The sequence below is a fragment of the Flagellimonas ochracea genome, assembly GCF_009903685.1.
Lineage (GTDB): Bacteria > Bacteroidota > Bacteroidia > Flavobacteriales > Flavobacteriaceae > Flagellimonas > Flagellimonas ochracea.
The window spans coordinates 98,329-119,343 of the sequence record NZ_JAAABI010000008.1 but is presented as its reverse complement, the minus strand read 5'-3'; the positions used below and the strand labels follow the sequence as shown (position 1 = coordinate 119,343).

Sequence of the window (21,015 nt, the reverse complement as noted above, 5' to 3'; positions counted from 1 at the left end):
CTCTTTTACGCTGTCTATACAATATGTCAAATGAACTTCTTCCAGAATCAGAAAAAAACAACCCCTAAAAAGAGTCGATCCCCTCCAAAACTACCCAACCCTTATCGGTTAAGCGGGTGCAAATATAGAGAGGTTTAAATAATACCACAAAACAATTTCAATAAAAATTTCTATTTTTTTTTATTGTACTGAAAATCAATTATTTAAAATACAAAAACAATATTTTAAATCAAATCTAACCTATCAGCAATGATTCTAAACAGCAAACCCGCTACATCGTCTTTTAAATCACATTGTATTTTATAATTTATTGTAAGCATCAATTCAACAATGTATCTTTGCCCACCATTCAAAATCAAGGAGAACGAATGATTGAAATCACATTGCCCGATGGCGCCGTTAAGAAGGTGGCTAAAGGCACCACACCCATGGAAATCGCAAAGAGTATCAGTGAGGGATTGGCGAGAAATGTTATCTCTGCCAAATTCAATGATACTGTTGTGGAAACTGTAACACCTTTACTAGAAGATGGGGCCCTTACCTTATATACATGGAACAACGATGAGGGCAAAAAAGCATTTTGGCATTCTACCTCTCATGTTGTCGCCCAGGCGCTAGAAGAATTATATCCTGGAATAAAGTTAACCATAGGGCCGGCCATTGAAAATGGATTCTATTATGATGTTGATTTCGGAGCGCATACTGTTTCCGAAAAGGATTTTCCAGAAATTGAGAAAAAGGCCATGGAAATAGCCAGGGGCAAGCATGATTATAAAATGAGAAGCGTCTCCAAAGCCGATGCTTTACAATTTTATAAAAATCAAGACAATGAATACAAAATAGAACTGATTGAAAATCTTGAGGATGGCTCCATAACCTTCTGCGACCACAGCTCTTTTACTGACCTTTGTCGTGGAGGGCATATTCCCAATACGGGAATCATCAAGGCGATCAAGATTTTAAGTGTTGCAGGAGCCTATTGGAGGGGAGATGAGAACAACAAGCAATTGACAAGGGTCTACGGCATATCTTTTCCAAAGCTAAAGGAGCTTACCGAATACCTGGAACTTTTAGAAGAGGCCAAAAAACGAGATCACAGAAAATTGGGTAAAGAGTTAGGGCTTTTCACCTTCTCTAAAAAGGTAGGGCAAGGACTTCCTTTGTGGTTACCCAATGGTGCTGCATTACGTGAGCGTTTGGAGGAGTTTCTGAAAAGGGCACAAAAGAAAGCGGGCTATGAAATGGTAGTTACTCCCCACATAGGTCAAAAGGAGCTCTATGTTACCTCTGGGCATTATGCAAAATATGGCGAAGACAGTTTTCAACCTATACATACCCCCAAAGAAGATGAGGAGTTTTTGTTAAAGCCCATGAACTGTCCACACCACTGTGAAATTTTCAACAGTACTCCCTTTAGCTATAAAGACCTTCCTAAAAGGTATGCTGAATTTGGTACGGTTTATAGATATGAACAAAGTGGCGAACTACATGGCCTTACCCGTGTAAGAGGTTTTACCCAAGATGATGCACACATTTTTTGCACCACAGAACAGCTTAATGACGAGTTCAAGAAAGTGATAGACCTTTCTTTATATGTATTGAACTCATTGGACTTTGACGATTTTACAGCACAGGTGTCCGTTCGAGACCTTGAAAACCCTGAAAAATATATTGGTGATCCGGAAGATTGGGAAAAGGCGGAGCAAGCCATCATTAATGCAGCAGATGAGAAAGGACTGAACTATGTTGTAGAAAGTGGCGAAGCTGCTTTTTATGGTCCAAAATTGGATTTTATGGTCAAGGATGCCCTGGGCAGAAATTGGCAATTGGGCACCATACAGGTAGACTACAATCTTCCAAAGCGTTTTGACCTTACTTATAAAGGTAGTGACAATGAACTACATAGACCGGTTATGATACACCGGGCACCTTTTGGAAGTATGGAACGATTTGTGGCATTATTGTTGGAGCACACGGGAGGAAATTTTCCTCTATGGCTCATTCCGATTCAGGCCATTGTACTGCCCGTAAGTGAGAAACATGAAAAATATGCGGAAAAAGTTTTGAATTCTTTGGAAAATCACGAAATTCGCGCGCTCATTGATAATAGGAATGAAACGGTAGGGAAAAAAATCCGTGAGGCCGAGCTGAAGAAAATACCTTTTATGCTCATAGTGGGAGAACAGGAAGAAGGATCTGATACCCTTTCGGTTCGAAGACATGGTGGGGAGGATTTAGGAAGCTTAGCAGTAAGCGAATTTTCAGACTTGGTAGCTACTGAAATAAATAGTAACTTAAAGTCGTTCTAAAAAATTAAGTTTAATTAAAAATTGTAAGTCATAGCAATACGAAGAAGATTTAGACCCCAACCCAGAAGGGAGAATAAAAATCCCCATAATATCAATGAAAATATAAAAGCCCCTGAAGTAAGGCTTGTGGGGGATAATGTGGAAATTGGTGTTTACCCGATTTCGAAGGCTTTGCAAAAAGCAAATGAACTAGAACTGGACCTTGTGGAGATTTCGCCAAAAGCCAATCCCCCGGTCTGCAAGATCATTGACTATAAAAAGTTTCTTTACGAACAAAAGAAACGTGATAAGGCCATGAAGGCCAAAGCCACCAAGGTTATCGTAAAGGAAATACGTTTTGGTCCCCAAACGGATGACCACGATTATGCGTTTAAAAAGCGTCATGCGGAAAAGTTTTTAAAGGATGGTGCCAAACTCAAGGCCTATGTGTTTTTTAAGGGTAGGTCCATTGTGTACAAAGACCAGGGTGAAATTTTATTGTTGAGATTGGCACAAGATCTTGAGGAACTTGGCAAAGTGGAGCAAATGCCAAAATTGGAAGGTAAGCGAATGACCATGTTCATTGCCCCAAAGACAAACAAAAAATAAAAGTACCTGAACTCTGTTCAGAACAATAAGCGGAGATAAAAACTAGGAAAATGCCTAAAATGAAAACGAAATCCAGTGCCAAAAAGCGATTTAAGCTTACCGGTTCTGGAAAAATCAAAAGAAAGCACGCTTTTAAAAGTCACATTTTGACTAAAAAATCGAAAAAGCGCAAGCTTAAGTTGACCCATTCCACGTTGGTACATCCATCGGATGAGGACAACATCAAGCAACAACTAAGACTTAAATAGTTGTTATTTCGGTAAATCATTAATTATTAACCCTGGAGTTGGGCCCATAAAAGTTCCTGAAATAAGTCAGGGCGCCTACTACAAAAAAATGAAACATTATGCCAAGATCAGTAAATTCAGTTGCTTCTAGAGCAAGACGAAAAAAAATAATGAAGCAAGCCAAAGGTTACTTTGGTAGACGTAAAAACGTTTGGACAGTAGCCAAAAATGCGGTGGAAAAAGCAATGCTCTACGCTTACCGCGACAGAAGAAACAAAAAACGAAATTTCCGTGCACTTTGGATTACCCGAATCAATGCAGGAGCCAGAATGCATGGCATGTCCTATTCCCAATTTATGGGCAAAGTAAAGGCCAATGGAATAGAGCTCAACAGAAAAGTTTTGGCCGATTTGGCCATGAACCATCCAGATGCGTTCAAAGCCATTGTTGAGAAAGTAAAATAAACAATAATGTATCCGCTTATTAAAATCCCGCTGTGTTCAGCGGGATTTTTATTTTCCAAAAGCCGTCAATACCAACTTTCTGCCAGAGGCATGATTGCGATGCTCGCATAAATAGATGCCTTGCCAAGTTCCCATGTTCAGTTTTCCATCAGTAATAGGTATCTGCACAGATGCTCCCATTAAAGAAGCCTTAATGTGTGCAGGCATATCATCGGGACCCTCATAATTGTGTTTGTAGTAAGGGGCATTCTCCGGTACCATTTTACTTATGTGACTTTCAAAATCCATGCGAACCGTAGGGTCTGCATCCTCGTTGATGGTTAAACTTGCCGAAGTGTGCTTCATAAATACCTGCAACATCCCAGTTCCTATTTCTCGTATTTCAGGGAGTGACCGCATGACTGTATCCGTTATCAAATGGAAACCCCTGGGGTAGGACCTTAATTGTATCTCTTTCTGATAAAACTTCATCGTTGTCAACAACACTTTTCAACTAATTTAATACAATCTTCATGTGGCAATAGCCTTAACTACTAAATAAAAAATAACTTTGCAGCTTGATTCTTTAAAAAATGGATTTATCCAACATAAAAATGGTGGTCACCGACATGGACGGTACTCTGTTGAATTCCAAACACGAGGTCAGTGATCAGTTCTTTGAACTGTTTTACAAACTAAATCAAAGAGGAATACGGTTTGTGGCTGCAAGTGGCAGGCAATACCATAGTATGGCCGATAAGCTGGAAGTCATTAAGGATGATGTCATTTTTATTGCTGAAAACGGTGCTTTAGTTAAAAGAAAAGACGAAGAACTTTCATCGACCCCATTGAATCAAGAAGTAAAAAGTGAACTCTTGGCGGTGGTAGATCAAATCGATAATGCCCATGTCATGTTATGTGGAAAATACACTTCTTATTTCGACGGAAACTCAAAACAGTTCTTGAACCAGCTGAAAGAATACTATTCGGCCTATCAAATTGTTGAAGACTATCAAAAGGTCACGGATGAAATAGTAAAAATTGCTGTATATCATGCCACTAGCGCAGAAGACTATATCTATCCCAAGGTCAGTTATCTTGAAGACAAGTTAAAGGTTAAGGTGTCCGGGCGAAATTGGGTTGATTTCAACCATGTCAACGCGCACAAAGGAAATGCACTTCAAAAAGTGATGGATCAATACAATATAAAGCCAGATCAACTTTTGGTTTTTGGCGATTACTACAACGATTTGGAGATGCTGCAACTTTCCGACTACAGTTTTGCCATGGCCAATGCCCATCCCAATATTAAACGAGTAGCCAATTTTGAAACAACAAGCAATGATGATTTTGGAGTAGAGCGGGTTTTGGAGAAGTTGCTTTGATTTCCTTCATGGTTTTTTTGGCTAATCTTTTCAGACATCCCGGTATTTCGCATATCTTTAGTTACAAACATGGAGCAATGTAACGTTCCTATTCTTCCCCCATTTTAGTCGAACTAAAGTAAACCCGTATGAAAAAAATTGTATTTCTGCTATGTATTGTAGGTAGCACATTGGCCTGCAGTTCTAAGAAAACAGAACACGTAAAAAACTACGATTCCGATAAAGAAAAAATCAACAGGACCATTGCTGAATGGGACAAAGCTTGGGAAACAAAAGATTTGGAACTAGCAATCGCACATTATGCTGACAAAACCGATTGGACCAATGCTTTTGGAGATAGGACACAAAGCAAACAAGAGCTAGAGGAGCTTCTTGACTTCATTTTTGGTTTAGACTTTGTAATGACTGGAGAAAATGATTATGGAACCAATGATATTACATTTCTTAACGATTCAATTGCAACGGTGCGATCAACAAATATTCGCAAAAACCAAGAATGGCCAGATGGTAGCAAAATGGAGGACAGACATATAAACCACTTAAGGGTTTATAAAAAAATTGAGGAGGATTGGTTCATTACCAACCATATGATTAGCCAAGCTTGGCCAAAAAGACAAGTAACGGATTCCATTGCAAATTAGGATAATAACCTTTCCAAACTATTTGAGAACATAATGAACAAAGATTATTAGTATCTTATTGTCAATAAAAACAAATCATGAAGTCACTCAAAAAAGAAGATATTGAACAAGAAGTGTTTGACTTGTACGACGATTATGCCCATAACAAGATAGATCGTAAGCAGTTCCTCAAAAAATTATCGCTATATGCTGTTGGGGGTGTTACACTACCGTCCTTACTAAGTTTTATAATGCCCAATTATAAAGACACGCTTCTTGTACCCCAAAATGACCCTAGATTGGAGTCAGATTTTATAACCTATTCCTCACCAAGAGGTGGAGGCGAAATAAGAGGTTTGCTTTCAAAACCCAAGGAAATGAATGGCAAATTAGGAGGTATTGTAGTGGTTCACGAAAATCGAGGTCTTAACCCCTATATTGAAGATGTAGGACGCCGGGCCGCTGTGGAAGGCTTTATTACACTAGCTCCGGACGCGCTTACTCCACTGGGAGGATATCCGGGCAACGATGATGATGGTCGTGCCCTGCAAAGACAACGGGGTCGTTACAAAATGCTGGAAGATTTTATTGCTGCTTTCGACTATCTTAAAAATCATGAGGATTGCAATGGTAAAATTGGTGTGGTTGGTTTTTGCTTTGGAGGATGGATTTCCAATATGATGGCCGTACAAGTTCCCGATTTGGCTGCTGCTGTCCCTTTTTATGGTGGACAACCTGATGATGATGATGTAGAAAAAATAAACGCCCCGTTATTGATTCACTATGCCGAATTGGATGAGCGGGTAAACAAGGGTTGGCCAGCTTACGAGGCTAGACTAATGGCCCTGGAAAAAGAATATGAGGTATACTTTTATCCAGGGGTCAACCACGGGTTTCACAATAATACAACACCTCGTTTTGATGAAGCTGCTGCAGATTTGGCCTGGCAACGCACCTTGGCATTTTTCAAGGAGAAACTGGCTTAAGTCTTCTGCTTTTTCTTTCGTGCCGCTGGAAAAAGCACATTGTTCAAGATCAATCGATAGCCCGGCGAAGTGGGGTGCAGTTCCAGTTCCGTTTTGGGGTCCCCTACCCTATGCTGGTAATCTTCAGGATCGTGCCCTCCGTAGAAAGTAAAAAAACCCTTCCCTTTGATTCCATGGATATAACGTGCTTCCCCATTAATTTTGTTCTCACCCAATATCATAACCGTAGGTTTTACCTGACTATGCGTAAACGCCGTGGTCTGTCCCATGAATCCTTTGACCAAAGAAGTGTGGTTCTGTGTCAACATGGTGGGTACGGGATCCCATTTGGCCGAAAATTCCATCAATGAAAAATAATCCGATTCCTTGGGTACATTTCTACGCTGGTTTGTCATATCAATCGAAGAAAACTCATAACGAAGTGGATTTCGTTCCAAAACAAAATTGGTAAACGCAAAAGTTCTACTGTAATCCAATTTACCTTGGTAATTTGCATCAGACGGGTCTCCGTCGAACATAGGCTCACAGATATCCACATTTTCAGCGGCCAACGCAATATCAAAACTATCGGTTGCAGAACACATGGCAAACATAAATCCGCCTCCAATTACATAGTTCCTGATTTTTAGGGCCACCGCCCTTTTCTCTTCGGATACTTTTGAAAAACCTAACCTTTGAGCCAGTGCCTCCGCCTCTTTCTTGTCTTCTATGTACCAAGGAGCGGCTCGGTAGGCCCCATAAAATTTTCCATATTGTCCCGTAAAGTCCTCATGGTGCAAATGAAGCCAATCATATAGAACCAGCTTATCATCCAACACCTCCTCATCGTATATGGTAGCATAGGGAATTTCCGCATAGGTCAGCACCATGGTCACGGCATCATCCCAAGGTTGGTTTCCCTTAGGGGAATATACCGCAATTTTGGGTGCTTTTTCCAAAATAACCGCATCCTGATTTTGGGAGGGACTGCTTATTTCGTCCAATATTTCTTCAGCTTGTCCATCGGATAACACTTCAAAAGAAACTCCACGTATTTGGCACTCTCTTCGGATTGTTTCTCCATCCGGCAATAAAAAAGCACCTCCCCGGTAATTTAAAAGCCATTGCACTTTTTGTTGCTTGGTGAGTACCCAATAGGTGATTCCGTAAGCTTTTAGATGATTTTCCTGGCTCTCGGCATCCATGGGAATCAAGATTACCGAAGCCGATGATTTTAGAAAAAGTAGAAGAAAAAAGACAATAGTGGTATTTCTCACTTTTGCTCGAAATGCGTATTGCATATTATCAAAAAGGTACGTCGTTATCGTCTTCCAAGTCATCGTCATCACTGTTCATTGCACTCCCAAAAGCCTCGTCCGCACTGGGAAGACCGGATGGTGCAAAGGGATTTTCTTCGTCCGCATTCATTTTCGATTGAAATTCGAATGGCGAATCAAAGTCATCCAAGTTATCAAATTTACCTAGAGCACCCACAAATTTTAACCTAATATTATCCAAACCACCATTACGGTGTTTGGCCACGATAAATTCAGCTTGACCTTGGGTAGGGGTCCGTTCCTCATCATCCCACTCATCAATTTTATAATATTCGGGCCTGTAAATAAAGGACACAATATCGGCATCCTGCTCAATGGCTCCAGATTCCCTCAAATCTGAAAGTATAGGGCGCTTACTGCCGCCACGCGTCTCCACGGCACGGGAAAGCTGTGACAAGGCAATTACCGGAACGTTCAATTCCTTGGCCAACGCTTTGAGATTCCTGGAGATGGAAGAAATCTCCTGTTCCCTATTGCCGCCTTTTTGACTTCCACCTGCTGTCATTAATTGCAAATAATCTATGACGATGAGCTTAATTTTATGTTGGGACGCCAAACGTCTAGCCTTGGCCCTAAGGTCAAAAATGGAAAGTGAGGGTGTATCATCAATAAACAAAGGTGCCTTTTCCAAGGCCTTTACTTTAACGTTCAATTGTTCCCATTCATGTTTTTCCAGTTTGCCGGTACGTAATTTTTCAGATGAAAGACCCGTTTCAGCAGAAATCAATCGCGTGATCAACTGCACGGATGACATCTCCAAAGAAAAGAATGCTACCGGTATTTCCGAATTTACGGCAATATTTCGTGCCATGGAAAGTGTCAATGCTGTTTTACCCATACCTGGTCGAGCTGCAATGATGACCAAATCACTGGGCTGCCAGCCCGAAGTCAGCTTGTCCACCTTATCAAATCCGGAGGGAATTCCGCTCAGGCCTTCTTTATTGGAGATTTCCTCGATTTTCTTTTTGGCCTGTATCACCAAATTCTGAGCAGTTTCCGCAGAGCGTTTTAAGTTCCCTTGGGTTACATCGTACAGTTTGGCCTCGGCGTTGTCCAAAAGGTCAAAAACATCGGTGCCATCATCGTAGGCGTCCTCAATAATTTCATTTGAAATCTTGATGAGACTTCGTTGAATGTATTTTTGAAGAATAATCCTTGCATGAAACTCAATATGTGCCGAAGAAGCTACTTTTTGAGTCAATTTAATCAGATAAAAGTCACCCCCAACAATTTCTAGCTTTCCTTCTTTCTTTAATTGCGCTGAAACGGTTAATAAATCAACTGGTTCGGAGGTTTCGAACAATTTAAAAATGGCTTCATAAATAAAACGATGCGCGTCCTTATAAAAGACATCGGGATGTAGGATATCGATTACTTCATCAACCCCTTTTTTGTCAATCATCATCGCCCCTAATACAACCTCCTCTAAATCAACAGCTTGAGGAGGTATTTTACCTTTTTCAAGATTGATTAGCGTTGATTTGTCAATGCGGTGTCCAACAAGTGGGCTAGGTTTATCCATGACTGCGAAAGTAGCTAATTAACCTTAAGTTAACTTTAATTTGCCAAAGTGCGATATTCACAGGACTTCAACAAAACAAATGTTGATAACTTCTATTTCCTGTTAATAACATAAAAAAAAATGAAGACAAAACCTAATAAAAAGAGTGACCCTCTGAAAAACAGGAATTACCCATGGAAAACACCCATTCCCGCATATTTTTCCATACGGGTTTTTACCAAGTCTTTTGGTGATAACTTTTTTAATTCCTCGAAATGGGCCGAAATCTTGTTCTTTACGATTTCAAAGGTTTTTTCTCTGTTGGAATGTGCGCCTCCCAAGGGTTCGCGGACAATTTCATCCACCAACTTTTGTTTTTTCATGTCTTTGGCGGTAAGCTTTAAGGCTTCTGCCGCCTGTTCTTTGAACTCCCAGCTTCTCCATAAAATTGAAGAGCAGGATTCGGGGGAGATTACCGAGTACCATGTGTTTTCCAACATCAATACAGTATCGCCCACACCAATCCCCAATGCACCACCGGAAGCACCTTCACCAATGATGACAACAATAATGGGCACCTTAAGTCGTGTCATCTCCAGAATATTCCGAGCTATGGCCTCGCCTTGTCCCCTTTCTTCGGCTTCAATACCGGGATAAGCCCCTGGCGTGTCAATAAAACTGACCACAGGTATACCGAACTTTTCAGCAGACTTCATCAAGCGCAGCGCTTTTCTGTATCCTTCGGGATTGGCCATTCCAAAGTTCCGGTACTGTCTTGTTTTGGTGTTATATCCTTTTTGCTGGCCTATGAACATGTAGCTCTGATCTCCAATTTTACCAAGTCCACCTACCATGGCTTTGTCATCCTTTACATTCCTATCTCCATGCAGCTCCAAAAAAGTATCACCGCAAATGGCCTTGATATAGTCCATCGTATAGGGTCGGTTGGGATGTCTTGACAACTGGACCCGCTGCCAAGCGGTCAGGTTTTTGTAGATATCCTTTCGGGTTTCTTCCAGTTTTTTCTCAATCTGCTGACATGTTTCGGTAACATCAACATCACTTTCCTCACCAATCACCATACACTTTTGAAGTTGGTCTTCAAGCTCTTTTATGGGAAGTTCAAATTCTAGGTATTCCATTGGAATGCTTTTCTAAAAATAATGGAAACAAATATATAACTTTAAAAGAATACGTATTGGCAACAGAGTCGGCATTTAACGCTTTGCCTTCATAAGCAAGTAAACAGCAAACGCACCAAAAATGACATTTGGTATCAACACGGCCAATAAAGGAGAAAATCCAGATTGCTCCGCCAAAGTGCCGAATACTTTATCGAAAAATATGTAAACAAAGGCCACTCCTATACCAAAGGCCAAATTTAGCCCCATGCCCCCACGTCTTTTCACAGAAGATACCGCCACAGCGATAATGGTAAGAATAAAAGCCGCTATTGGCAAGGCCCACCTTTTGTATTTAACCAATATATAGGTATTGATGTTCGATGCTCCTTTTCGCTTTTGATCTTCGATAAACTTGTTAAGCTCGAACAGGTTTTTGGTCTCGGCCACATATGAAACTGGTGTAAGGTCTTCAATCTTAAAGGTGAACAAAGTATCCAAGCGGCGTTTGGTCTCGATTAATTCTACGCCGTCTTGAAGTTTTCGTTTCACGTAGTTGGTGAGTCTGTAAATACTGTCTTTTTCCACCCACCTAATGTTGCTTGCCGAAATTTTATAATCCAGCTGTTTGTTGGGGTTGAAATGTTCATAGGTAAAGTTGTAACCAATCTTACGATTGGGATCAAAACTGCTTACATAGATATAATCGGTCTCATTCAACTGATTGAAAATGTTATCCGTTACCCGATCTTGTCTACCCCTCTTAAAATATTTGTACTCAAATTCGTTGAAGCCGATGCTGGCGTGTGGCACAATAAACATCCCCATCATAAAAATAAGGACAGCAACCAAGGTAGCTCCAACGAAATAAGGTCTTAGAAAGCGCCAATAGGAAACTCCTGAACTCAAAATCGCTATTATCTCCGTATTGCTTGCCAGTTTCGAAGTGAAAAAGATAATCGACAAGAACAAAAAAATGGGCAATAACAGATTTCCAATCACCAACGTAAAATTGCCGTAGAACACAATGACCTCAGTCAAAGGTGCTTCATTGTCAATAATCTTACCTATTTTTTCTGCCAAATTGGCCATTATCCCTATGGGAACGAAAAGGAGCAGCATACCTATAAAGGTAATCAGATAACGCTTTAGGATATATTTGTCGAGTATGGTGAACATTACAATCTTTTGTCCATTTGTTGTACCATTTTGATTTTCCAATCCAAAAAGTCACCTGCTAAAATACGTTCTCTTGCAGTACGTACCAACCATAAATAAAAACCTAGATTATGTATTGTTGCTATTTGCTTGCCCAAATATTCATTGGCCACGAAAAGGTGTCTTAAGTATGCTTTGGAGTACTCGGTATCCACAAAAGTGATTCCCATCTCATCAATTGGAGAGAAATCGTTCTCCCATTTCTTGTTCTTGATGTTAATGGTTCCATGGGCAGTAAACAGCATACCATTACGCGCATTTCGTGTTGGCATTACACAATCAAACATATCCACACCCAAGGCAATATTTTTAAGAATATTTATGGGTGTCCCCACCCCCATCAGGTATCGTGGTTTATCTTCAGGCAGAATGTCACAGACCAGCTCCGCCATTTCATACATTTCCTCAGCGGGTTCTCCAACAGAGAGTCCACCGATGGCATTCCCTTCGGCCTCTACGGAAGCAATATATTCTGCAGACTGTTTTCTCAAATCCTTGAATGTGGAGCCTTGGACAATAGGGAAAAAACTTTGTGAATAACCATACTTAAAAGGAAGCTTATCCAAATGGGCCACACATCTGTCCAACCAACGATGGGTCAAGTGCATGGAACGTTTGGCATAATTATAATCACATGGGTAGGGCGTACATTCGTCAAAGGCCATTATGATATCCGCACCTATAGTGCGTTGGATTTCCATTACATTCTCAGGTGTAAAAACATGTTGCGAACCATCAATATGGGATTTAAATTTGACCCCTTCCTCTTTGATTTTTCTATTGTTTGACAATGAATAGACCTGGTAGCCCCCACTGTCCGTCAAAATGTTTCGCTCCCAGCCCATAAATTTGTGGAGCCCCCCTGCCTCTTCCAAAATACCTGTTCCAGGCCTCAGATATAGATGATAGGTGTTGCCCAAAATCACATCCGGGTCTATGTCATCACGTAACTCCCGCTGATGTACCCCTTTTACCGAGGCAACAGTACCCACAGGCATAAAAATTGGCGTTTTTATCACTCCGTGATCCGTGGTCAACGCTCCTGCACGGGCCTTACTCAATGGGTCTTTCTGTTCTACCGTAAACTTCAAAGACTTTGGTTTAGGGCGCAAATATAACCAACTCCCTTCCACAATGCCTTAACAAAAAAATAAAGTTTGGTACATGGGGCTATTCACAAAATAATACCTAAGTGTTTGTTTAGCCGAGGGAATGCCGTTACTTTTGAAAAATTAAAATCAATACGATGCCAAACAATCAAGATTTACAGGATTTAGTGATTCAGGTGCGAAGGGATATTCTGCGGATGGTTCACAAGGTAAATTCAGGACATCCAGGGGGTTCTTTGGGATGTACGGAATTTTTTGTTGCGCTGTACAACGAAATAATGGATTTGAAGGACGGGTTTGATATGGACGGAAAAGGAGAAGATGTGTTTTTCCTTTCCAATGGACATATTTCCCCGGTTTTTTATAGTGTGCTTGCCCGAAAAGGTTACTTTCCCATAGAGGAACTGAACACCTTTAGATTGATAAACTCCCGTTTGCAAGGTCACCCTACCACTCACGAGGGACTTCCCGGTGTTCGTATAGCTTCTGGCTCACTGGGCCAAGGAATGTCCGTGGCCATAGGTGCCGCCCTTGCCAAAAAATTGAATGGTGATGATCATTTGATTTTCAGCTTGCACGGCGATGGTGAATTGCAGGAAGGTCAAAACTGGGAGGCCATTATGTTTGCTGCAGGCAACAAGGTGGATAATTTGATTGCAACTGTAGATCGTAACGGACAGCAAATTGATGGTGCCACGGAAGAAGTATTGCCCTTGGGAGATGTAGCTGAAAAATTTAGGGTTTTTGGATGGGATGTGCTTGAAATTGAAAATGGCAACGATCTGGAGCAGGTCATCGCGGGGTTGAATGAGGCCAAGAAAAGAACTGGTAACGGCAAGCCAGTCTGCATTGTTATGACCACAGTAATGGGCAATGGAGTGGATTTTATGATGCACACCCACGCATGGCACGGAAAAGCTCCCAACGATGAACAATTGGAAATTGCATTATCCCAGAACCCAGAAACGCTAGGTGACTATTAATCCAGAAGAAATACTAAAAATGACAAAATATACAGATCAAGGAAAACAAGATACACGAAGCGGTTTTGGAGCTGGGATGACAGAACTCGGCAGAACCAATCCAAATGTAGTGACACTTTGCGCCGATTTGGTAGGCTCTTTGAAAATTGAAACCTTCATAAAGGAAAATCCAGAACGTTTCTTTCAAGTAGGGATTGCCGAAGCCAATATGATGGGAATTGCAGCTGGACTAACTATTGGTGGTAAAATCCCTTTTGCCTCTACCTTTGCTAATTTTGCCACAGGTAGGGTCTATGATCAGGTACGCCAATCCATTGCCTACTCTGATAAAAATGTGAAGATTTGTGCTTCGCATGCTGGCTTGACTCTTGGAGAGGATGGTGCCACGCATCAAATTTTGGAAGATATCGGTCTAATGAAAATGCTTCCGGGCATGACGGTGATCAATCCGTGTGATTTTAATCAGACCAAAGCGGCAACCTTGGCCATTGCGGACCATCACGGGCCTGTTTATCTACGTTTTGGAAGACCGAAAGTGGCAAACTTCACTCCAGTGGACCAAAAATTTGAGATTGGTAAAGCCCTAATGCTCAATGAAGGAACCGATGTTACCCTTTTGGCTACTGGACACTTGGTTTGGCAATCCCTTATAGCAGCGGAAAGTTTGGAGAATCAAGGTATTTCTGTTGAAGTGATCAACATACATACCATTAAACCTTTGGATGAAGAGGCCATTATAAAGTCAGTGAAAAAAACCGGTTGTGTGGTCACTGCGGAAGAACACAACTTTTTAGGTGGTCTTGGGGAAAGTGTGGCCCGAGTATTGGCGACGCGACATCCTGCTCCACAAGAATTTGTGGCAGTCCAAGATAGTTTCGGGGAAAGTGGCACACCAGATCAACTTATGGAGAAGTACGGCTTAGACAATAAAGCCATTGAAGCGGCCGTTTTAAGGGTATTGAAGCGAAAATAATTTTCGATATCATTTGATATTCTTCAATCAATTTAAAACGAAACACTTATGAAAAAAGCACTTGTAATTGCCGTATTTGCTCTAATGGGATTTACGGCCGCCGCCCAAAGTGGCTCCGGATTTGGTATTAAAGCTGGTTTAAGTTATAACAAGAATGGAGATTTAATCGGTTCGGTCGGTGATGCTGGTCAAGATATTAGAGAAGGAGCGGAAGGAAAAGCCGGCTTCCATGTTGGTTTTTGGGGAAAATTGGATTTTCCTAAAATCTATCTACGACCTGAACTGGTTTTCACCAAAACCAAAAGTAGCTACGATCTTGATGGTGGCTCACAAGATTATGATGTCTCCAAACTGGATTTGCCTGTACTTGTTGGATATAAGCTGATAGGTCCCCTGCATGTTTTTGCAGGACCTGCATTTCAATATACCCTCAAAAATGATTTAGGTGATCTGGAAGTAGAGGACGTAGAAAGTGATTTTACCGTAGGACTGAACGCAGGGGTTGGCGTAAATCTCGGAAAAGTAGGATTGGATGTTCGTTACGAACGAGGTTTCTCTGAAAATGAAGCAGCGTTTATTGGCAACAATATCACCGATGTTTCTGGAAGAGTGGACTCTAGACCATCCCAGGTAATATTCTCCCTGTCTTTAAAATTATAAACAAAAAGAATTCCAATAAAAAAAGGCCCAACTCGAGTTGGGCCTTTTTGTTATATAATCAATTGATATCTGGATCTAAATAATCAGGAGTGCCATCATTGTTGGAATCTGGATACGGTAATATAATATTTCCCTGATCATCGGTAATTTCGCTACGGGTAGATACACCATCACCGTCGTCATCACCATCTTGGAAATTAGCAAATCTTCCACCAGCAACCTCTGTTTCGGAATCGGTATTATCATCATATAAATAACCATTGCCATTGACATCCTCATCTATAGAGGGAATACCATCACGATCATGGTCTGTAGCGTTATAGGTATATAAATCCACAGTAAACATTAAAGGACTGTACGCTGGAATTTGTGTATTTAACCTATTAAAATTCCCTAAACCAGATGGAAAAATGACCAATCCTACGCCATATCCTTCTACAGAGACCGTACCATCCCCATTGTCGATTACCTGACCTCCTGTTTTAAAAAAAGGAATACCCTCGGCAAATCCCCTAAACCCTTGTGCTAAATCCTGAATTCTGGCCAAATCGAACCAGACTGGATTATTGAGCGAAGCATCAAAGGAATTACCATCCAAAGTCATTCCCTCGTATCGTACAAAAACGGAATCCGCCACGGTAGGATTCACCCCCTCACCGGACCTAGCATCCAAGTAATATACAGTGTGCGGTATATCATTTTCCTCTTCTGACAATAATAACTCAAAGGATGAAACCTTTATTTCTACCTCCCCAACAAAATCGATCAAAGGTGTCTTGTCCGCATTATCTCCAGCTATGGTATCTATTCTGATTCGATAATCAAAGTCCACAGGTGGCGACTGAAATTCTTCATAATTATAAAAATGAGTCTCCAAAAACTCCCTAATTTCAGCATCATCTTCAGGTGCTACTTCAGCAAGTAATCGAGGTGGAACGGATTCCACATCGGGTCCATTATCATCATTGTTGCAGGAGAAAAAAAACGCGGCCACCGTCAAAAGGGCTAATTTCCCGTACTTCATCAGCTATATTGTTTAGCTGCGCAAGATACAATTTTCCGCTATTTTTGCTCTGTGGATTAACAAAGATTTACGGAGCGTATGCGCATTGATAAGTTCCTTTGGTGTATTAGATACTACAAAACCCGAAACGTTGCTGCCCAAGCTGTTAAAAAAGGACATGTGCAGGTCAATGGCAGTGTTGCCAAACCTTCACGGGAAATTTTTCCAATGGATGAGATTGTCTTGCGAAAAGACCAAATTGAACTTCGGCTTACCGTGCTTGATATTCCGAAGAGCAGGGTCGGCGCAAAGTTAGTTGACATTTACAGAAAAGATACCACCCCAAAAGAGGCTTTTGAACACCAAGAACTGCTCAAACACACCAAAACGTTATATCGAAAAAAGGGACTGGGCCGCCCCACCAAAAAAGATAGACGGGATATTGATGGTTATTTGGATGAATCGGAATAATCTGTTTTATATCTTTGGAATTCTTAAACTTTCCCATGACGAACCGTATTCTCACCCATAAGCAAATTCAACATATCATTAAACGCATCGCCTATCAGATATATGAAGTAAATGTGAATGAGAAAGAGATTATTATAGCTGGAATAGAAGGTGGAGGGGTCCTTTTTGCGAAAAAAGTGGCCAAAGTGCTTGAAAAAATCACCGAAGCCAACATCGTTTTCTGTAAAATTGAAATGGATAAGCAAAATCCTTTGAAAAGTGGTGTAAGTTCATCCATACCCAAAGAAGATTATAAGAACAAATCCGTAGTGCTCATTGACGATGTTTTGAACTCCGGGACAACACTTATTTATGGCGTTCACCACTTTCTGAAAACACCCATAAAACAGCTCAGAACCGCAGTATTGGTCAACAGAAACCATAAAAAATATCCTATTAAGGCCGATTATAAGGGCATTTCACTTTCTACCTCTTTACATGAGCATATCAAAGTGGAATTTAAGCCCAATGACGATGCAGTTTTTCTAGTGTAACAGTGATTTTACCTCGTTCGCCAAAGTTTCCAAATCCTTTTCGTTACAGTTAAGCGTATGCTTGGCACGTGTATAAAATGGCCTTCTTTCAAAAAGGTGTTTTCCAATAAACTCAGGTAAATCATCAGCACCAATATGGCTTACCAAAGGTCTTTTTACTTTTTCTTCACTAATCCGCTCCACTAGAGTGGATATGGGCAGTTGTAGGTATATGGAGTGGTCTGATTTCTCTAAAATTTGGTCCATGTTATTGCTGTAGCAAGGAGTGCCCCCTCCCGTTGAGAGAATACAATCTTCATGCTCTTCTAATACTTTTGCCAGCATTTTACTTTCAATACTTCTGAAGTATATCTCCCCTTTTTCGGCAAAAATGGCTTTGACCGATTTTTGTTGCTCCTGTTCAATGTATTCGTCCAAATCTATGAACTCAATGGCCAGTTCCTTGGCCAACAATTTTCCCAAAGAAGTCTTTCCACTTGCCATGTATCCTACAAGAACTACCTTCATTTATTTGATTTTTAATTGATTCCAAAAAAAGACAAATTTATCATTAATTCATCTTGCAAAATAGATTATTGATGTTATATTTGCACCCGCTTAGCGCAATTCCCGGAGGGTTTTGCAAGCAGGGAGACCTGATAGCTCAGTTGGTAGAGCATCTCCCTTTTAAGGAGAGGGTCCTGGGTTCGAGCCCCAGTCAGGTCACTTTTAAGAGTCCATAATTATTCAAAAAGTCTGTAAATCGTTGATTTACAGACTTTTTTATTTTTCCTGATTTCATTTGATATCAAATAATCCCACTTTTCGCGGTGCGCGATTCGGTGCGCACTTTTTTGAATTCGTAAAGTGCGCACCGCGAGGCTGTTAAAATTTCTGATTATCAAGTTATTACAAAGAAAATTTAACATTTTAATAATTGGTAAAATCAGGGTTATGGAGACAAATTCTTTTTCAGTTTTATGCTACATCAGAAAGAGCAGATTAAATCAACAAGGTGAAGCTAACTTATTCCTCAGAATAACAGCAAATTACAAACGGGCTGAATTCAGTATTCAGCGCAAAGTAAAGCCCGAAAAATGGTGCTCAATTAGAGGTAGGGTCAAGGGTTCGAACCCTCAAAGTAAAGCCCTAAATCACTACATAGATGAATTGGAATCCAAAGCGTATAACATTCATTCAAAATTGGTGCTAAAAAAGAAGCCCTTTACAGCCGAAACCATCAAGCATAAAATTCTTAATACAGAAAGTACCAACAAAACTGTATTGGAGGTTTATGATGAGCACAATAATCAAATTGAACAGTTACTTGGTTTAGAATATTCCTATGGAGCTTATAGAAGACATATTCGAACCAGAAACCATTTAGCGGATTTTGTACAGAAGGAGTATAAAATCAAAGACATCTTTATAAAAGAAGTGGACTTAAAGTTTATCAATCGCTTTAACCATTATCTGAAAACCAAGAAAATCGGCAATCAAAATACCGTCACAAAGTATGTGGTCAACTTCAAAAAGATTATGAGGATAGCAGCTGCAAATAATTGGGTAAACAAAGACCCTTTTTATCATTGGAAAGCAAAATGGAAAAGGGTGGAACGAGATATTCTAACAGAATTGGAGCTGCGCTCATTGATTGAACAAGAATTTGATGTGCCAAGATTGGAACAAGTTCGAGACATCTTTGTATTCTCTTGTTTTACAGGGCTAGCTTATGTTGATGTCAAAAAGCTATCGTCAAATCATATTGTTATTAGTTTGGATGGAAAACGTTGCGTTAAAATAAATCGCTCAAAAACAGACTCCCGAAGTGTTGTACCCCTACTCCCTACTTCAGAGGAAATCTTAAGCAAATACAGAGACCATCCATTGACAAAGAAAAATGGGTTGTTGCTTCCAGTAATAAGCAATCAAAAAACCAATGCCTTTTTGAAGGAAATAGCAGCCATTTGTAAAATTCAAAAAAACCTAACCTTCCATTTGGCCAGACACACATTTGCTACTACTGTGACTTTAGCGAATGGAGTGCCCATAGAATCTGTGAGCAAAATGCTTGGGCACCAATCATTGAAAACAACACAGATTTATGCCAAGGTCATTGATAAAAAATTGATGGAAGATATGGAAGTTGTCAGAGGCAAATTTGGGTTAGCAAAATGACTTTGGACAAAGAATGGGCGAGCAAAACCATGTTTTGCGCTGCAAGCCCAATCTTACCAAAACAAACCTGCTGAGCTTGGTGGAAAGCTAAATACGGTTTCTTAAACTATCTATAGGTTCCTAAGTGTCCTTTTGTAGTTTTCTAGCTCACCTTCCGTAATCTCCAGCTTTAGATAGGGTTTACCAAAAGAAGGCTTTTTCAATGTGACATTCTCCACCACATATTGGCTCTCCCTTTTGAGCCTTTCCATTTTGTCCGTTAGCCTTTCATAGCGGATCTTGGGAACGGTTATCTCTATTTCGGGCTGTTCCTTGATTTTCTTTTTCATCACCCTCATCGGTCTTTCATGTTTGACCTTTTGTTCCAACAAGGCATGGAGGATGGCGTTGGTGGGCCTGGTCTGTGTGACCTCGATGTCACGGATGATCGCAATTGAGGCCTCGGTGCGTTTCCGGTTCTTAAGGATCTCCCGATAAATACTTTTTTCAAACCTGTCACCTGGGTTGAAGCCGTGCCACTCGAAAAAGTCCATGACAGTGTCCAACGTAAGGGAATATGTCCTTCCCACCTTTTTGGAGAACTGTTTGAACCTTTGGGCGGTCCTTCGCTTGAAGCGTATGGTATAGAATCGTTCCATTATCCTTGTTTTTGGTATAAATGGGTCATTATCGTCCACTGTTCATGGGCCTTCCCAAGGGATTTGACCCATTCTTGGTTTTTGGGGGATATGTCATCAATTGCCGCTACCCCAGTGTTCATGGGGTTTTGCAGAGCAAATCATATACGTAGCACCGCCTTGGCGTGTTACCCTCTCGCTTCTCCGAATTTTTGATAAAGTCAAATTCTAAGAACCTTTTACATTAAGGTAAAAGGCATTGTAAAAAAGAAACCTGCATTATTAGATTTTAAGAGATTTATAGAGGTGTTTTTAGGATAAAAGAGGTTATAAGTCAATTCTTGGCTATTTTTTAAAAACAAAAGCCTAGGCAATATGTTGGTTTTCTCTCGATTGGGAGTTGTGTGCTGTAATTGGCCTTTATGGGTCTAGTTTATAAATAGTAGCGGATTGCTACTCACAAACCTTTCAGTTTGGCATTGACTTTTGCTTTGTGTTTATACTTTCTTTTTATCATTTAAGCCGCTATTTACTTATACACAATGTTATGGGGTAGTTATTTTATCCTTTCTATGACTTTTACAAACTCATTCCCGTGGTCAAATTCAGGGTTTTGTGTTTTTTTGTCATCTGTTTTTTCAAAAGTGATTTTTAGTGGAATTAAATCAGAATAGAATGTATTTTCATCTATTGGGTAAATATACGTGGGGTTATCACTATGTAATGCAAGCATCATTTTTTTATTAATAATTTTAAATTCTTTATTTGTTCTTTGACCCACTCAATCCAAAAAAA

The 21,015-nt window shown here is 40.4% G+C and carries 24 protein-coding genes and 1 tRNA gene; 14 read left to right on the top strand and 11 right to left on the bottom strand.

Translation table 11 applies throughout. The features are described 5' to 3' along the window. The first annotated feature begins 368 nt into the window (after positions 1 to 368). From thrS to rplT, 4 genes are all read left to right on the top strand, one after another. Entirely contained in the window at positions 369 to 2,309 is a 1,941-nt protein-coding gene (gene thrS / locus GTQ34_RS15800; RefSeq protein WP_166524770.1) for a threonine--tRNA ligase, read from the top strand. A 36-nt stretch (positions 2,310 to 2,345) separates the two neighbouring features. After that, complete coding sequence (gene infC, locus GTQ34_RS15795; RefSeq protein ID WP_313790522.1) at positions 2,346 to 2,897, top strand: translation initiation factor IF-3; 552 nt, start codon at positions 2,346 to 2,348, stop codon at positions 2,895 to 2,897. Between the two features lie 50 nt (positions 2,898 to 2,947). After that, positions 2,948 to 3,145, top strand: a complete 198-nt coding sequence (gene rpmI / locus GTQ34_RS15790) for a 50S ribosomal protein L35 (RefSeq protein WP_166524769.1) — start codon at positions 2,948 to 2,950, stop codon at positions 3,143 to 3,145. 98 nt (positions 3,146 to 3,243) lie between these two features. Next, the gene (gene rplT, locus GTQ34_RS15785) at positions 3,244 to 3,588 is read left to right on the top strand and encodes a 50S ribosomal protein L20 (protein ID WP_166524768.1); all 345 of its coding nucleotides are present in this window, start codon (positions 3,244 to 3,246) and stop codon (positions 3,586 to 3,588) included. Positions 3,589 to 3,636: 48 nt separating this feature from the next. Here rplT and GTQ34_RS15780 read toward each other — a convergent pair whose 3' ends face one another. After that, positions 3,637 to 4,059, bottom strand: coding sequence for a secondary thiamine-phosphate synthase enzyme YjbQ (locus GTQ34_RS15780; RefSeq protein ID WP_166524767.1), 423 nt, complete (start codon positions 4,057 to 4,059; stop codon positions 3,637 to 3,639). Between the two features lie 101 nt (positions 4,060 to 4,160). Here GTQ34_RS15780 and GTQ34_RS15775 point away from each other — a divergent pair, with 101 nt between their 5' ends. The 3 genes from GTQ34_RS15775 to GTQ34_RS15765 all read left to right on the top strand — a co-directional run bounded on the left by GTQ34_RS15775 (position 4,161) and on the right by GTQ34_RS15765 (position 6,558). Next, the gene (locus GTQ34_RS15775) at positions 4,161 to 4,952 is read left to right on the top strand and encodes an HAD family hydrolase (protein WP_166524766.1); all 792 of its coding nucleotides are present in this window, start codon (positions 4,161 to 4,163) and stop codon (positions 4,950 to 4,952) included. Positions 4,953 to 5,080: 128 nt separating this feature from the next. After that, positions 5,081 to 5,593, top strand: a complete 513-nt coding sequence (locus GTQ34_RS15770) for a YybH family protein (RefSeq protein ID WP_166524765.1) — start codon at positions 5,081 to 5,083, stop codon at positions 5,591 to 5,593. A 77-nt stretch (positions 5,594 to 5,670) separates the two neighbouring features. After that, positions 5,671 to 6,558 (top strand): dienelactone hydrolase family protein, encoded by an 888-nt coding sequence (locus tag GTQ34_RS15765; RefSeq protein ID WP_166524764.1) that lies wholly within the window; start codon positions 5,671 to 5,673, stop codon positions 6,556 to 6,558. On the opposite strand, the gene GTQ34_RS15760 is transcribed toward GTQ34_RS15765, so the two are convergent. The 5 genes from GTQ34_RS15760 to tgt form a co-directional block, all read right to left on the bottom strand. Next, a complete protein-coding gene (locus GTQ34_RS15760) occupies positions 6,555 to 7,838 on the bottom strand; it encodes an asparagine synthetase B (protein ID WP_166524763.1) in 1,284 nt (427 codons plus the stop codon). The genes GTQ34_RS15765 and GTQ34_RS15760 overlap by 4 nt on opposite strands. Positions 7,839 to 7,842: 4 nt before the next feature. Next, entirely contained in the window at positions 7,843 to 9,396 is a 1,554-nt protein-coding gene (gene dnaB, locus GTQ34_RS15755; protein ID WP_166524762.1) for a replicative DNA helicase, read from the bottom strand. Between the two features lie 167 nt (positions 9,397 to 9,563). Next, positions 9,564 to 10,517 carry an acetyl-CoA carboxylase carboxyltransferase subunit alpha gene (locus GTQ34_RS15750; protein WP_166524761.1) on the bottom strand — a complete coding sequence of 318 codons (954 nt, stop codon included), beginning with the start codon at positions 10,515 to 10,517 and terminating at the stop codon, positions 9,564 to 9,566. A 75-nt stretch (positions 10,518 to 10,592) separates the two neighbouring features. Further along, positions 10,593 to 11,675, bottom strand: coding sequence for an LptF/LptG family permease (locus GTQ34_RS15745; protein ID WP_166524760.1), 1,083 nt, complete (start codon positions 11,673 to 11,675; stop codon positions 10,593 to 10,595). After that, positions 11,675 to 12,805, bottom strand: coding sequence for a tRNA guanosine(34) transglycosylase Tgt (tgt, locus tag GTQ34_RS15740; RefSeq protein ID WP_166524759.1), 1,131 nt, complete (start codon positions 12,803 to 12,805; stop codon positions 11,675 to 11,677). The genes GTQ34_RS15745 and tgt overlap by 1 nt, the downstream gene beginning before the upstream one ends. A gap of 155 nt (positions 12,806 to 12,960) precedes the next feature. Here tgt and GTQ34_RS15735 point away from each other — a divergent pair, with 155 nt between their 5' ends. The 3 genes from GTQ34_RS15735 to GTQ34_RS15725 are packed head-to-tail and all read left to right on the top strand — an operon-like array spanning position 12,961 to position 15,439. Beyond that, positions 12,961 to 13,806, top strand: coding sequence for a transketolase (locus GTQ34_RS15735; RefSeq protein ID WP_166524758.1), 846 nt, complete (start codon positions 12,961 to 12,963; stop codon positions 13,804 to 13,806). 19 nt (positions 13,807 to 13,825) lie between these two features. Continuing rightward, positions 13,826 to 14,779: a transketolase family protein gene (locus tag GTQ34_RS15730; RefSeq protein WP_166524757.1), complete on the top strand. Its 954-nt coding sequence runs from the start codon at positions 13,826 to 13,828 to the stop codon at positions 14,777 to 14,779. Between the two features lie 48 nt (positions 14,780 to 14,827). Continuing rightward, complete coding sequence (locus GTQ34_RS15725; protein ID WP_166524756.1) at positions 14,828 to 15,439, top strand: outer membrane beta-barrel protein; 612 nt, start codon at positions 14,828 to 14,830, stop codon at positions 15,437 to 15,439. 58 nt (positions 15,440 to 15,497) lie between these two features. Here GTQ34_RS15725 and GTQ34_RS15720 read toward each other — a convergent pair whose 3' ends face one another. Next, on the bottom strand, positions 15,498 to 16,463 hold the full coding sequence (locus GTQ34_RS15720; protein ID WP_166524755.1) for an FKBP-type peptidyl-prolyl cis-trans isomerase: 966 nt from the start codon (positions 16,461 to 16,463) through the stop codon (positions 15,498 to 15,500). A 78-nt stretch (positions 16,464 to 16,541) separates the two neighbouring features. On the opposite strand from GTQ34_RS15720, the gene GTQ34_RS15715 reads away from it, so the two are divergent. Together GTQ34_RS15715 and GTQ34_RS15710 are read left to right on the top strand one after the other, a co-directional pair. Further along, positions 16,542 to 16,913: an RNA-binding S4 domain-containing protein gene (locus GTQ34_RS15715; RefSeq protein ID WP_166524754.1), complete on the top strand. Its 372-nt coding sequence runs from the start codon at positions 16,542 to 16,544 to the stop codon at positions 16,911 to 16,913. Between the two features lie 35 nt (positions 16,914 to 16,948). Then, complete coding sequence (locus GTQ34_RS15710; protein ID WP_166524753.1) at positions 16,949 to 17,446, top strand: phosphoribosyltransferase family protein; 498 nt, start codon at positions 16,949 to 16,951, stop codon at positions 17,444 to 17,446. Here GTQ34_RS15710 and GTQ34_RS15705 read toward each other — a convergent pair. Then, on the bottom strand, positions 17,438 to 17,953 hold the full coding sequence (locus GTQ34_RS15705; protein WP_166524752.1) for a shikimate kinase: 516 nt from the start codon (positions 17,951 to 17,953) through the stop codon (positions 17,438 to 17,440). The genes GTQ34_RS15710 and GTQ34_RS15705 overlap by 9 nt on opposite strands. 125 nt (positions 17,954 to 18,078) lie before the next feature. Between GTQ34_RS15705 and GTQ34_RS15700 the strand changes: the two genes are divergently transcribed. After that, a tRNA-Lys gene (locus GTQ34_RS15700) sits at positions 18,079 to 18,151 on the top strand. 228 nt (positions 18,152 to 18,379) lie between these two features. Continuing rightward, entirely contained in the window at positions 18,380 to 19,603 is a 1,224-nt protein-coding gene (locus GTQ34_RS15695; RefSeq protein WP_166524751.1) for a site-specific integrase, read from the top strand. A gap of 110 nt (positions 19,604 to 19,713) precedes the next feature. On the opposite strand, the gene GTQ34_RS15690 is transcribed toward GTQ34_RS15695, so the two are convergent. The 3 genes from GTQ34_RS15690 to GTQ34_RS15685 form a co-directional block, all read right to left on the bottom strand. Then, positions 19,714 to 20,241 (bottom strand): BfmA/BtgA family mobilization protein, encoded by a 528-nt coding sequence (locus GTQ34_RS15690; protein ID WP_166524750.1) that lies wholly within the window; start codon positions 20,239 to 20,241, stop codon positions 19,714 to 19,716. Continuing rightward, positions 20,241 to 20,363, bottom strand: coding sequence for a hypothetical protein (locus GTQ34_RS16890; protein WP_262885627.1), 123 nt, complete (start codon positions 20,361 to 20,363; stop codon positions 20,241 to 20,243). Before GTQ34_RS16890 ends, GTQ34_RS15690 begins: the two co-directional genes overlap by 1 nt. A 413-nt stretch (positions 20,364 to 20,776) precedes the next feature. Beyond that, the gene (locus GTQ34_RS15685) at positions 20,777 to 21,001 is read right to left on the bottom strand and encodes a hypothetical protein (protein WP_166524749.1); all 225 of its coding nucleotides are present in this window, start codon (positions 20,999 to 21,001) and stop codon (positions 20,777 to 20,779) included. Positions 21,002 to 21,015: the final 14 nt, after the last annotated feature.